We start from the raw sequence: 14330 nt of genomic DNA, 5'->3' as shown, positions 1-14330 counted from the left end.
TACCTTTTTAAAGCATAGGATTAATTGTTGATCATATTTTTACGTTGTAATGGCAGCTTTACGTTTGGCATTTGCGTCTTGTCTATCAATTTTGCGATGTTCTGTCTGCTCATTGGTCGTGCGAAAGCGAAACCTTGAAAACTTTTACATCCCATTTCTAATAGGCAGTCTACTTCTCGTAGATCTTCAACGCCTTCAGCTAATACATCAATCTTAAACACCTTACACATAGCCACAATAGCTTCGACAACTTGCGCATTTTTAGCATCACTTTGAATATTAGTAATAAACTGGCGGTCGATTTTTACTCTTTGTACTGGGAAGTTGGTTAGTTTAGATAAGCCAGAGTAGCCCACACCAAAGTCATCTAAGGTGATACAGAATCCAAAGCTTGCTAAATACTGCACTGTGGCTATGGCGTCGGGGATATTTCGGGTTTTGGCCGACTCAGTCAATTCAAGCTCGATGAAGTGAGGTTTGATGTTCTGTTCAACCACACAATTAATTAGGTACTTTTTAAAATCAGGCTGATCTAGGTCGGGGCCCGAAATATTAATTGCAACAGGCACAATATCCAGCCCTTCGTCTTCCCATTGCCTTATCTGCATGCATACGTGGTTGACTAACCAACGGGTGAGTCGCAACACTAAGCCAGACTGCTCAGCGATAGGAATAAATACCCCTGGGGATACGCCACCAATGATGGGGGAATTCCACCTAAGCAGCGCTTCCATACCAATGATGGTGCCATCGCCGCGCACTTTAGGCTGGTAATCCACGTATAATTCGTCGTTCGATAGCGCTTCATTAAGTAAAATACTGATTTCCTGATGTTCAATGAAGCGCTGTTGGCTGCCAGTTTCATAATAGTTTATCACCGCGTCATTATCTGTCACCGCATGCAGCGCGTTATTGATTAACTGGCTTACATCTTCGTCTATTTGATGAGTAGCTACACCAGCCTTACAATCAACGTGTATGGTGATTTCATCAAACACTATACTTCTAGGGAGTGTTGAAACCACTTGTTGCATTGCACTTTTGATGATTGCATCATCCAAAATGGAAATCGCGAAACCTAAACTGTGTTTATCAAGCACTGCAATACAACTACGATCACCTATTTGCTCACTTAATATCGTTGATAGTCTTTTAAGCACTTTTGGCAAATATAAGAAACCGTATTTTTGTTCAATAAAGTGAGCATTGTTTATTCTAATCGCACATAACGATATGACAGTATTGAATTGCGCCGCATTGGCTGAAAGTTTATTTTCTAACCATTGTCGGTTCGGCAAGCCAATGTTCTCGTCATATAGCTTTTGGCGTTGTCTTGCTTGGGTTTGCACCGCCAAAGTCTTGTGAAGTAATGCTTTAGCACTTACATCTTGAATCGTTATCAAGGTGTGTAACTCATCGTTTATCGACTGAGCACTCAATTCGAGTACTTTCATTTTTGCGCCTAAAGTACGATTAACAACTAGTTTGTCATTTTGTTCTGATAATTCCGGAAAAATGCTGTCGACTCGTTCTCCTATAAACTGTTTAGGCAAATTGTTGCGCAAAAGAGAGATAGCAGCGTCGTTGGCTTCAATAATATTTCTTTTATTATCAACGATGATTTTCGCCGTCTGAGCATCAACAAAAAGAGCGTGATATAACTGGTTTTGGCTAGTGAGTATTTGATTACGCTCAATGTTAAATTGGTTACCTCGCTTTGCTGCGATACTCGCTCGAGCGATGGCCAACGGAATACAAATATTGGTAAAAACGAACAAGATGACATGCAAGTAATAATTAGCATGTTTTAGTACTGGGAAAGGGGTGAAATAATCTGCTAATGAAATCTGGTTTATTAAAATATACAGTGGTAAAAAGTTTAGAAAAATACAAAACAATCCCGCCTTCCAGCCTAATAAAATAAAAGCAACAAATGGCGTAGAGTACATGACGACAGGGCCGAGCATAGATAAGGTTTGATTGTTCTGGGTGGCGTTGAAACTGATTGCTGCCAACACTATTAAGCCAATCAAACCACAAGAACTTAAGTAATAGTGACGGCGGGAGATGAAAAGCATAGCGGTCAATGCAATATAAAAGGTGAGGGACATGGGGATAACATAGGCTATTTTTTCTGTCACACTTTGCCAGGCGCTTTGAATTACAAACACAGAACACAAGAGTAAAATCGAAACGAGCATGATGCGGAGCGAGCTTATGCGCCAAGCTTCGACTCTGGCTAAGGGGGAATAGTCATCTTGTAGATAGAAATAATCTTTAAGTTGTAACTTAAGGCGAGCGATGAAAGACATATAAATCCTGACCAACTATACGTAGTACTTGGTTACAACACTGAATTTTCGACTATGTTACTGATTATCATTCACATTTTATAGAGGTGATGGTAAATAAAACGCTCGATTAAAAAGGTAATTTGTAACAAAATGAAAATTTTGTAATGAGTTGTAATCGCATCTAGTACAGCATATGAGCACACGAGTAATTGTTGTATCTCTACAGAAATTAAGTACGTAACTTCATGGGCTATTTTTAATAGGCGCGACTGGCACAAGAAAGCATTCAAAAAATGTATACGAACCGTCTGAATTTATATATTGCTTTAAAAAATGTTCCGTTTGTATGATTAGTGACCATTTAAACAGATCGTTGTTGATTGTACTTGCAATAGCCAATCAAGATATATAAAGTGCGCCACATCGGACGCGGGATGGAGCAGTCTGGTAGCTCGTCGGGCTCATAACCCGAAGGTCGTAGGTTCAAATCCTGCTCCCGCAACCAACCGATACCTCTAGATTTATTCTCAAAAAAATTAAAAAAAGCACATTCGCCCTCGGGCTCGCTCTTCGTACCCGCGAAAGGTCGTATGATCACATCCTGCTCCCGCAACCAACCGATACCTCTAGATTTATTCTCAAAAAAGTTAAAAAAAAGCACATTCGCCCTCGGGCTCGCTCTTCGTACCCGCGAAAGGTCGTAGGTTCAAATCCTGCTCCCGCAACCAACCGATACCTCTAGATTTATTCTCAAAAAAGTTAAAAAAAAGCATATTCGCCCTCGGGCTCGATCTTCGTCTCCGCGAAAGGTCTTAGGTTCAAATCCTGCTCCCGCAACCAACCGATACCGCTAGATTTATTCTCAAAAAAGTTAAAAAAAAGCATATTTGCCCTCGGGCTCGCTCTTCGCATCCGCGAAAGGTTGTATGATCACATCCTGCTCTCGCAACCAACCGATACTTCAGAATTAATTCTTACTATTTCAAAAAGTAAAAAGCCAAAATTAAATCGCCCTTGGGCTCGTTCTTTGTATCCACCAAAGACCAATGTTTCAAATCCTGCTTACACAGACAACAAAACCTTGGGGGGAAATTGTGTAGAGCCCTGGAGTTGTTAGAACGTAATTCACATTCCAAACTAATCGATATAAAGGCATATCGTTAAACACATCAAATACCTTATGTGCGATCCTCACTTAAATATGGGTATAAACAGCATAAGAGTTGATTGAAAGGTGTTTTATATTGATGTGGGTGATAGGTGTGAGAGCTCTTTGGTAATGATTAACTTTTAGTAGCAGCAGGCGTGGTCTTTATCAACGGAGTTATTTTCTGCTAAACGCTTAAAATAAGCACGAACTGCGGGATAAATCAGCAGTCAGTATTAATAAGTAAAACTTCTCTTGTATTGCGCTGAACGTCTCTATATATTGCACCACATCGGACGCGGGATGGAGCAGTCTGGTAGCTCGTCGGGCTCATAACCCGAAGGTCGTAGGTTCAAATCCTGCTCCCGCAACCAACCGATACTTCAGTATTAATTCTTACTAATTCAAAAAGTAAAAAGTCAAAACTAAATCGCCCTCGGGCTCGCTTTTCGTATCCGCGAAAGGTCGTAGGTTAAAATCCTGCTCCCGCAACCAACCGATACTTCAGTTTTATTTCTTATAGTTCCAAAATCAAAAGCTAATTCGCCTCTGGGCTAGCTCTTTGTATCCGCGAAAGGTCGTAGGTTTAAATCCTACTCCCGCAACCAACCGATATTTCAGAATTATTTCTTATATTTCCAAAATCAAAAGCTAATTCGCCTCTGGGCTAGCTCTTCTTATCCGCGAAAGGTCGTAGGTTCAAATCCTGCTCCGCAACCAACCGATATTTCAGTTTTATTTCTTATATATCCAAAAATATCAAAAACAAAAAAGTAAAATCGCCCTTGGGATCGGTCTTTGTCCTCGTGAAAGGTCATAGGAACTGCAAGCTTGAGACGAATAAAGCGCTAACGGTTCACACCTAGCGTGCTTTGACACATTAAAGCAGTCGTTATTTGCACAGATAAGCGCACTTGTTAGAACCCGAATTTTTATCCGCACTGTCTATAACCCTATCCGTTAATCACTAAGCTTTGTTAATCCACTCATATTCAAGGTATTCAAGCGGCATAAATCTAGGTAAAATTTAGGGTTACGAAGTTAGCCAATGTGTTTGGCTTATGTTTTCTACCCCTGAGTAAAGGACGTCTATGCCTGGGTTACACCGCATCATTCTAATTAATTGTCACCTTCCTGGTTTTGTTGAACTTGACGTATCTGGTCACAGTAACATCTGTGGCACCAATGCATCGGGTAAAACCACTTTGCAACGCCTGATCCCCGTTTTTTATGGCGAGCTGCCCAGTAAAGTGGTGCCCAAGACCCGTAAAAAATTCGATGAATTCTATTTGCCCCACGCCAATAGCTATTTAATTTACGAATATCAGCGCGAAGACGGTCAAGAATGTCAGGTGGTGTTAACGCGCAAAGGCAGTGATGGGGTGCAGTATCGTCTTATTGATGCGCCTTATAACAGCGAGCAGATTCTTGTTGAAATGGAAAACGGCGAAGCACAAGCGATGCTGCCAGATCAATGGATCAAGCAGCTCAGGCAACTACAAATAGACTTCTCTCATAAAATTCAAGCCACCAGTGAATTTCGCGGCATTATTCAAAACGATGCCAGTGTGGGTGGAACAGGGCGTGAAAACACCAAGTTAAGACAACTGGCAAGCCGATACAGCTTGGTGTCTAGTGCGCATCGTATACGCCACATGGAAAAGCTAGTCAGTGCGGTACATGCTAAAGAAGGCAAGATGGATACTCTGCGTACTATGCTGGCTGCCATTTTCGAAGAAGATGGTTTAGTACAACCCACCACGACAGTAAAAAACACCAAAGCCCGTGAGTGGATCACCCAAATGCGCCAAACCATGCGTTTGCAAAGCATGCAGGGTGATTACGAAAAAATTCAGGAGCAAACAGAGCAGCTCAATGTCATTGAACAGCAATTGTTATTACTAAAGCCGTTACTAGAACAAGACTTACAGCACCTAACCACAGAAAAAGCCGATGGGCAGGAACAGAAGAACAGCTATAAAACCCAGCAACGCGCTGAAAAAGATATCTTCGAGCAAGCAGAAGGCGAACTGAACAGCCGGCTCAGTGAAACCAACGAGCAATTAACCGCCAAATCCTCTCGTTTAGATCACCTGCAGCAGCAGTACGAAAAGTACCAAGACTCAGATATAGAACAGCTGCAAAAAGACATGGATGCATTACCCCTAACGCGGGAAGAATACGAGCAAACGTTAGAGCAATACAACTTACTCATAGAGCAACACAAAGATCTGCAAAGCCAACTTGAGCAGCAGAAATTTAAATTATCTGAGTCATTGGAGCGTCTATCTCGTAAGAATCAAGCAAGCGTGAAGGTCATCAGGCAGCAAAAAGAAACTGTTCGTCAAACCCATCATGAAAAAGAAAGCGCTCTGCGCAGCCAATTCGAGCAGCGTAAAGAGCAGCAAGGGTCAGAGTTTGAACAACAGCTGATGGACGTTGAGCGCAGTATTGTGCGCCAAGAGCACCAAGCGAAGCACGCTTCTGCCACAGATGAAGAAATGGAAAATGGTGCGCTGGCCGATAAGCGTTTAGAGCTCGCCCAGCGAGCATGGCAACAAAGCTCTGGTGCTAAAAAACAAGCTGAAGCTTTGCATCAGCAGTACCAGCACAAACGTGATGAAGCAGACAAAACGCTACACAGAGCCCGTCTTGCTACTCGCCAAAGTAAAGATCATCTACAACAATTGCATAAGCAGCTTTCCCCTGAGCAAGACAGCCTGCGTCAATTTTTACGAGACAATAAACCCGGTTGGGAGCAATCCATAGGGAAATTGATTGTTGAGCCTTTGCTTGAGCGAAAAGATCTTTCCCCAAAGTTAGTAGAGACCTCAGACGAACAACATTTATTGGGAGTGCAATTAGATACCTCAGTGATTGATGCCCCCGCTTATGCCCAAGATGAAACCGCATTGCGCCTGGCGCTTGAGCAAGCAACAAAACACTTATTAGCAGCCGAAAAAGAACAAAAAAGCGCTGAAGCAGAGCTTGATCAATCACATCAAGAAGCTGAAATGCAGCGCGAAGTAGTCGCAGAGCGCAATCGTGCCTTTGAACAAGCTGAACAAGAAGTCAGTTACGCCCAAAGCGCTAAGCAGCGTTACTCAGACGAGCTCAAAATAGCGCTACAAAAACGTCGTCAACAAGCACAAGCGGCCCTAGACACGTTACTGCAAGAGAAAAAGCAAATACTTGAGCAAAAAGCTGACGCCATTGCCTTGCTTAAATCCGATTACGACGAGCAGCTGCTTGAATTTAAATCTGGTTGGCAGGATGAAGTGGCTGTGCTTGATGAGCAAATAGATGAATTAGAAAAGCAAGTTGAGCAAAAACGTCAGCAAAATCGTGAGCAAATTAAACAGCTTGAAGAGGCATTTAACCAAGAGCTTGCTAACAAAGATATCGACCCAAATACCCTCAAGGCACTCAAACAGAAAACCGAAAGCCTAAAAAGCTTAATTCAAACGGTGACCAGTCGCCGGGAAGAGCTAAACGAATATAAAGCATTTATGCAGTCAGATTGGCTGAAACAACGCCCAATGTTACTTGAGCAAGAAGCCGAGCTTAAAGCATCTGCACAGCAACTGACTCAGCAACAAAGTACGCTGCAACGTCAATACCAAAACAAACGCACTGAGTTAAGCCAAGCCTTGTCAGCGATTGAAAAACGCTTATCGGCCTGCAGTGCATTGATCACCGAAATTGAACCTATGGTGCGCCAATTAGCCAATATTGCCTTTTCATTTAAAGCGAATGATGAAAGCGATATTAATTTAGGCGATCAAGCCGAGCGTATTAGTCGCTGTACCGAGGCGCTTGAGAGTCGCAGCCGCGGTGAGAAAAAACTTAAAGAGGCTTTGTCAGAGTTTGAAGCGAATCTCGGCAAAGATGCCGGCAAAGACTTTTTAGATACCATGCTACAAGCGTTTAGCGTGCTTGATGAAGATGCCAACGTGCGTGACCGCCTACCTATTTTGCAGCGTTTGTTGAGTATTTTAGCCTCTCGTCAGCGACAAATCGTTGAGCAGGGTGAAACCATAGGCGGGGATTTAAATAAATTCTTTACTGTGTTTAGCGATATTAACCGTAAGATCTCACTGCAGAGTAAACGCCTCACCGACGAAGTATCAGATGATTTGACCCTAGATGGGATCGCCCGCTCAGAGGTAAAGATTATCTCCACCGTGGATGAACTGAATTTCTGGACTCCTCTTAAACGCTTTGCCGAGCAGTATGATAACTGGAATAAATCCGATGCCTTTTTGCCCAGTGAAACCTACTTAGATACTTTAGCCGATGTGGTTGAAGTGCTGCCAAACGATGCCAATTACAGCATTGAGTCTTTGCTGCGATTAGAGCTGCACCTAAATGAAGGCGGCTCAGATTTAGTGATTAAAAATGACAGGCAATTACTGGAGTCATCCAGTCATGGTATGGCGTATTTGATTTTGTGTAAGTTCTTACTGGCCTTTACGCGCTTGCTAAGAAACCAAGCGAATATTGATATCCATTGGCCTATCGATGAAATTGGTACGCTTGCCTATCACAATGTTGAAAAGCTGTTCGCTGCCTGTGATACCAATCACATCAATATTTTAGGGGCGTTTCCTAACCCTGAGTCTGATGTATTGATGTTGTTTAAACACAGATACTTAATCGATAAGCAGCGCCAACGCCTTGAGAAGATAGAGCCTAAGCTCAGTCGTATTGCTGCACGCTTGCAACAAAATAGCCTATCTAGCAGTAATGCTAACCACACAGCAGATAACGAAAAACCACAGGTGACAGCATGATAGAAAATGGCCCATTACTCGAGCGTTTACTAGAAGGCGAGTTTATTTGTGCGGTGACTGACGAGCACAGTTTTCATAAACTGCAAAACGAACAACTGGTTGAAGATCTGAATCATTTTTTGCGCCCTCTCAATCGCCGCGTGGCAAAAAGTGAAGACGGCGCCGTGTACTTTTTGGCCTATTGCGATCTTAATCAACAAGCGCGGCAGCAACTCAGTCAGCAATTTAATGCGACGGTGCAATCATTGTTACCCATGCTCGAATGGATGCAATTGGTGCAAGAAGCCATGGGACGCGATGGTGCTCTAAGTGCAGGTGACACCATCAAATTGCAAGACTTTGAATCAAAAGTGGTAGATAACCAATCCCTTATTCAGCGGTTAGGGCAGTTATCTAACGACAAGCTTTTTAAGTCCACCAGTGACAAAGCTGATATGCAGATCAAGCAAGTGTTTAAGCGCATCAAAGAATTGGGCTACATCTATCAGCCCCATAAAGACCGCTTGTTTTATATTGTGACCGGTAAAGTCGAGCAACTCATCGAATTAGTGCGCTTTATAAAAGACGAAGAAAATGTGCCCATTGACGAAGATGCCCCTGAGCAAGAGGCCATGTTTTGAGCAACATCAACGAAGGCAAAAGTAATGCCCAGAGCAATCCGTTATTTCAACTGGGCAAAGAGCGCCTAGAGCTGATTGGCAAACATGCAGATGCCCTTATGCAAGGTTATTTGCAAGGCCATGTGGATGAAAGCAGCTTTAGCCAACAGGCGCTTGAAAAGTTAATCAATGGGCGTATTTTATGGCGCCCAGATGAGCAGCAACCCCTGAGTTTACGCCCTAATGTTAATGAGCTCATCGCTGGGTTAACCCAAGATGAGCGCAAACGCCAGATCAACTCTGATGTGGGCGAACATTTAGACTTAATTCATACCCGAGTGCAGTCGTTGCAAGCAGCTAGGCAAAAAGGCGACTACGCAGCAAGTGAGCATCATATGCAACTGCTGACTGAGCGGGTACATGACATGACTGGGCAGTTTGGCGATGCCATTGAAAGCCTCTGGCATAGGCTTAATACCGAGTTTGGTTTTGTCAGCAGTCTAGATGATAAAATTCTTGAAATTGAACTAGCACAGCGTCAATTAAGACGTATTCTCGATGGATTCAAAATCATTAGCTTTGATGATTTAATTCAACTTGCTGGCAGTGACGGCGGCCTACGAAAACTCCTCGTGAGTCAGCTACAAGCGCGTATATCCGAGCATTCGGGCTCTTTGCTGGAAGTACAAAAACGTTTGGTGTTGTTAATGGCGCGTTTCCGTCATCAACAAGAGCGCGCTTTGTTGGTCAATCGAATGAGTGCGTTTTTACGTCAACACCCAAATTTCAAAGTGGGGGATTACCCAAACCGCAGTCAAGTACCCGCTGTGATCAATCAAGCGCACGGTATCATTGCGCAAGCATTTGTTGCCCTTGATAGGCCACAAGACAGTTATGCACTGGCTGAAATTGCACGAGCTACCCCACGAGATTTAGTGCCTGAGTCGCATTCAGAAAAGCAAACTCAAGGCTTTGCCACGTCAGTACAAGATTTGGTGGCCACAGAGCAAAAGCAGTTGGCCAAAGATGTTGAAGATTTCTTCTTGCAAGTCATTGAGAGCAGCGCGGCGATCAGCGGGGTCGATTACCTCGCCGAGAATGAGCTGCCGTGGGAGCCTGAAATGTGGCTGTTTCAGATTGTGGCTGAATACGAAGGCCTACCGCAACAAAATAAGCAAAGCTTCATGCTGGAAAAAGACAGCGCGCGCAAGAGTCCGTTTAACCACCTGCACATTATCCAAGATGTTAAATTAGGCATGCGTTTCTTCGGTGATTTTCAGGCCGCGAGCTAGCATTTATGACTGACTCATTGATGCCTAAGGCCAAGCTGCTGCTCAAAGAACAGTACTTTGCTTTATTGCATGATGAGCAGACCCGCACCAGCAAAATAGCCACAGTCAGCCATATTATGGCCTGGTGCGAGCAAGAATTTATTCAGCCTGGGCAATGGTTAAATAAGCAAAAGCACTTCCGTTTTACTCGTCATGGCATTGAGGCCATACGCGACAATTATTTGCTGAGTGTGGGTGAGGATATTTTTGCTGATTTTAGCGAGGATACACATCAAAGTGCAGCCTTAAAAAGCACTGATGAAAAGCAAGGGCGAATAAAACCCACGCAATCGTTAGTGCTGTGTGCGCTTTCTCATCAAGCGCCTTTGTTATCAAATGACATGCAAACACTCAACGCGTTTAATCAGCAGTTTTACCCGTGTGAGCAGGTTAATGTAGAACTGGATTTAGCTAGGGTGAATTTAGCGGATTTCGACAACCTTCTGGTCATCGAAAACCGCGATAGTTTTAATGATTGGCATCGCTTTCAAGGGCAGGTGACGCAAGAACTAACTAAGCTTTTGGTTATTTACCGTGGTGACAGTGAACACAGCAGCAGTACTAAGGCGTTACTCGAACAATGGCAACACGCGCGTCCCCGTTGCCCAAGGATTTATTTTGGCGATTTTGATTTAGCAGGCATACGCATTGCGGTATCGGGCCAATATTCCCATCTTTTATTGCCAAAAGTGGATTGGCTAACATCACATTTAGTTAAACAACATTACCCAGATGTACAACTCAAATTTCTAGCAAATTTATCGCTGCACTGCCCACAACAATGGCAACATTTGTTGTCGGTTATGCAGCAGCAGCGTGCAGGCCTGCGCCAGCAAATGATGTATCAAACGGCATTGGTGCTTTATCCGTGTTGAGTAATATCCATTGATCAGCCAATAAATTATATACTTCTGGTCGCCATGGCGGGTGATACGCTCATTGCGCGCACTGCGGGTCTAATCACCGCTAATTGACTGATCACAAAGATGATAAATATGCCTAGCGGTAAATAGAAAATAGGCAAGGGGGTAAGTGCGTACTGTGAAACAAGAAAGATGTTTAACACCAAGGTGAGTACAACGCCAAGAGCAGCGCCAATAGCGCAAAGCAATGCATTCTCAAGCATAAAATGCTGCAAAATTTGTCGTTTACTAGCCCCCAGGGCTCTGCGTATACCAATTTGCTGGCGACGCTTATCAATATTAAAACTGGCCAAGCCTGCTACGCCCATGGCGGTCACAAACGCTAATACAACAATCACGACTAATAGAATGCTCACAGTCGCAATGTCTGCGGCATAAATTTCGTTTTTAGCTTGTTGAATACTCTTTATTTTACGTATGACGCGCTGAGTGTTTTCTTTAGCGAGTGTTGCTGACAGACTTTGCATTAGATCATCTAGTCTATTGGCATGGGTACGGATCACATAGCGTGCTGAGTTATGGGTCACTCGGGCAGGGGAGATAATGCTATTTTCAACGTGCTGCCATTCAACCCAAGGCGCATGCAGTTGTTCGACTATGCCTTTGACCACAATAGGCGTGCTTTGATTGACATATATTGTTTCGCCTACCGCACTTTGCCAATCTGACTCACCGAATAATGCCGTCGCTGTGGCTTTACTGATCAATACGTGACTTGGCCATTTACTGTCCGCCTCGTTAAGCCATAGGGTATCTTGCTCATTGAAATTTTCGCCGGCCACTAGTGTTAAAGCAAAGGTGTTAATACCATGCTCATCAAACTTGTAACTAGCTGCAGGGATGAGCGCAGCGTCTTTATCGGTGCTGGTTTGTAATTCATACCAGTTACCGCTATCAGACAGAGGAAACGAATTGGTCTGCACTGCGTCAATCACACCATCAGTGGCGCGAATAAGCCTCAAGTCATTTTCAATTGTCGCTCTAGGGTTAAAGTCTCGCGTAAAACCAGAGCTGGTCAAAAAGAAGGTGTGCTGTTCATCAATACCAGTATGGCGTTCAATATGACTGAAACGATCCCAAGTTATTGCTAAACCATTAGTGATGATAGCCATGGTAATCGCTATTTGAAAGACAACTAATATAGCGCTGAAACGCTGCCGGGTTAAGGCGCGAAAGATTGGACCTACATTAAGAAATACGTTCATCTACATGATCTGCTTATTGCTTGATTTGCATGGCGGGCATCGGCCTGCACGCTGTGTACACGGGCACAAGGCCGGCTACGATAGTGCCTAACACTGCTAATGCAATCACACCGCTGGCGATGGTGATATTCAAGTGAACTAAATGGCCGTATCCGGCATAAAGTGCAGCAACACCTTGCAAGCCAACTACTGCTAAAAAGATACCCAATACGCCGCCACAAAAACCTATTAATATAATTTCTAGTGAATACTGCATAACAATTTGGCCAAAATTAGCGCCAAGGGCTCGGCGCAGGCCTATTTCACTGTGCTTGGCATGTAGCTTTGCACTGAGTAAACTTGCAGCATTGATTAGGCAAACCAGCAAAAACATTAATGACAGCCAAAACATGACTTGCACATCTTGTTTAACCACTTGTTTGTAATCAAGCCACTGCTCTACGTTTAACAAGCGATTGTTAATCGGGCGCGGAAAGCGGCCCAGAGACTTTTGTTGTTCGACGTAGTTTGTCAAAAAGAGACTGAATTTAGACAGCTCTTTAGGATCATCAAGCTCCACCCAAAGTTGAAAATTGACGCATTCCGAATTCAAAAATGCATCGTAGCGCTCACTTTCCACTGCCTTCCAACAACTGGTTATGCCGCCGTGGGGCAATTCGAATTCCGCTTTTAAACCCAGCGGGAGATACATCTCTTCAGAGTCGCTAAATGCACCGTAAGACATATCGTAAAATTTCGGTGAAAGATGCCAGTCGTCTAAAACGCCAACAACCGTAAAGGTGGCACCAAGCATGGTCAAGGTTTGCCCCACGGAGTTAGCGCCATCAAACACCCGTTGGTTAGTCTCTTTACTCAGTACAACCACGTAATCATTATTGTGCTCGGCACTTTCATCCCACCCCGCACCGTAAATAAACGGCACATCGAACATAGGGAAAAAGTCTTTACTGGTCACGCGCATCACCGCCAAAAAAGGTGTTAAACCTTGCTGTGCAGGGTTCACCATACCCCAAGTAATGGCACTGGCGCTTTGCCGCTTAGCGTATTTTGCCTGTACGATATTATTGGCATCTGTCCAGGTCACAAGTTCGGGGGGAAGGTTGGGCGCCACAGCGGCTTGATTCGGATCCCAGTTATCCAGTTGAACGCGAAATAATTGCGCACTTTTATGGGCTATTGGGTTTGCTGACATACTAGTAACAAGGGTTAATGTAATGGTGCAAGCTGCGATCCCCAAGGCAATGGTTAGCATGGTTAACGCGCTATGTACTTTAGAGCGAAAAATACTGTTTATTGCCAAGCGGCAGTAATAGCTAAACACGTTGTACGCTGTCTGCTTGGAGCGAAGTGCTTGATGTACTTGAGTCACACACACGGCCATCGCGCACCACTATTTGTCGCTGAGCCTGCTGGGCTAAACTTTGGTCGTGAGTGACCATGATGATAGTCGTGCCACTTTGGTTGATTTCTTGTAGCAACGCCATCACACTTTTTGCCATCTCACTGTCTAGGTTACCTGTTGGCTCATCGGCCAGTAAAAATCGTGGTGAGCCTGCTAGCGCCCGTGCGATAGCGACTCGCTGTTGCTGACCACCTGATAACTGAGCAGGGAAATGTTTTAAACGCTTGCCTAAGCCAACTCGCTCTAAGCTATTCAATATTCGCTCCTTACGCTGGGCAGTATTAAAGCCACGGTAGCGCAGAGGCACGTCTACATTATCAAATAAATTTAAATCGGGAATTAGATTAAAGCTTTGAAAAATAAAGCCTATCTTTTCATTGCGTAATTGACTGCGCTGGCGGTCGGTCAAGCCCTGAATATCTTGCCCATCAAGAGTGTATTCGCCGCTATCGAACGTTTCTAGCAAACCTGCCACGTTTAAGAACGTGGTTTTACCTGAGCCTGAAGTACCGGTTACGGCCAGAAAATCCCCTTCGTTGACCTGTAAAGTAAAATCTTTGAGTGCATGGGTTTGCACTACATCAGTAGTAAAGACCTTACCAATATTATTCATTGCTAACATACTTCACCTTGTTG

8 protein-coding genes and 2 tRNA genes are annotated in these 14330 nt (G+C 44.0%); 6 read left to right on the top strand and 4 right to left on the bottom strand.

Annotated features, from left to right (window positions below):
- Nucleotides 1-20: 20 nt before the first annotated feature.
- The gene (locus tag AC0L6N_RS09270) at nucleotides 21-2312 is read right to left on the bottom strand and encodes a putative bifunctional diguanylate cyclase/phosphodiesterase (RefSeq protein WP_473480746.1); all 2292 of its coding nucleotides are present in this window, start codon (nucleotides 2310-2312) and stop codon (nucleotides 21-23) included.
- 410 nt (nucleotides 2313-2722) lie between these two features.
- Here AC0L6N_RS09270 and AC0L6N_RS09265 point away from each other — a divergent pair.
- The 6 genes from AC0L6N_RS09265 (at nucleotide 2723) to AC0L6N_RS09240 (ending at nucleotide 11039) form a co-directional block, all read left to right on the top strand.
- Nucleotides 2723-2799 (top strand) — tRNA-Met (locus tag AC0L6N_RS09265).
- A 939-nt stretch (nucleotides 2800-3738) separates the two neighbouring features.
- Nucleotides 3739-3815: transfer RNA gene (locus AC0L6N_RS09260), tRNA-Met, on the top strand.
- Between the two features lie 717 nt (nucleotides 3816-4532).
- Nucleotides 4533-8234, top strand: coding sequence for an ATP-binding protein (locus AC0L6N_RS09255; RefSeq protein WP_473480743.1), 3702 nt, complete (start codon nucleotides 4533-4535; stop codon nucleotides 8232-8234).
- A complete protein-coding gene (locus AC0L6N_RS09250) occupies nucleotides 8231-8854 on the top strand; it encodes a condensin complex protein MksE (RefSeq protein WP_006991898.1) in 624 nt (207 codons plus the stop codon). The genes AC0L6N_RS09255 and AC0L6N_RS09250 overlap by 4 nt, the downstream gene beginning before the upstream one ends.
- On the top strand, nucleotides 8851-10125 hold the full coding sequence (locus tag AC0L6N_RS09245) for a hypothetical protein (protein WP_473480740.1): 1275 nt from the start codon (nucleotides 8851-8853) through the stop codon (nucleotides 10123-10125). Before AC0L6N_RS09250 ends, AC0L6N_RS09245 begins: the two co-directional genes overlap by 4 nt.
- A gap of 5 nt (nucleotides 10126-10130) precedes the next feature.
- Nucleotides 10131-11039 carry a DUF7281 domain-containing protein gene (locus AC0L6N_RS09240; protein ID WP_473480738.1) on the top strand — a complete coding sequence of 303 codons (909 nt, stop codon included), beginning with the start codon at nucleotides 10131-10133 and terminating at the stop codon, nucleotides 11037-11039.
- Between the two features lie 26 nt (nucleotides 11040-11065).
- Here the strand turns inward: AC0L6N_RS09240 and AC0L6N_RS09235 are convergent, their stop codons facing one another.
- The 3 genes from AC0L6N_RS09235 to AC0L6N_RS09225 all read right to left on the bottom strand — a co-directional run bounded on the left by AC0L6N_RS09235 (nucleotide 11066) and on the right by AC0L6N_RS09225 (nucleotide 14316).
- A complete protein-coding gene (locus AC0L6N_RS09235) occupies nucleotides 11066-12199 on the bottom strand; it encodes an ABC transporter permease (RefSeq protein ID WP_473480735.1) in 1134 nt (377 codons plus the stop codon).
- 106 nt (nucleotides 12200-12305) lie between these two features.
- Nucleotides 12306-13613, bottom strand: coding sequence for an ABC transporter permease (locus AC0L6N_RS09230; RefSeq protein WP_473481302.1), 1308 nt, complete (start codon nucleotides 13611-13613; stop codon nucleotides 12306-12308).
- Complete coding sequence (locus AC0L6N_RS09225; protein WP_473480732.1) at nucleotides 13606-14316, bottom strand: ABC transporter ATP-binding protein; 711 nt, start codon at nucleotides 14314-14316, stop codon at nucleotides 13606-13608. Before AC0L6N_RS09225 ends, AC0L6N_RS09230 begins: the two co-directional genes overlap by 8 nt.
- Nucleotides 14317-14330: the final 14 nt, after the last annotated feature.

Source organism: Paraglaciecola sp. G1-13 (assembly GCF_055809255.1).
Note: the sequence above shows the minus strand (reverse complement) of the source record. Positions and strands in the feature narration are given on the sequence as shown.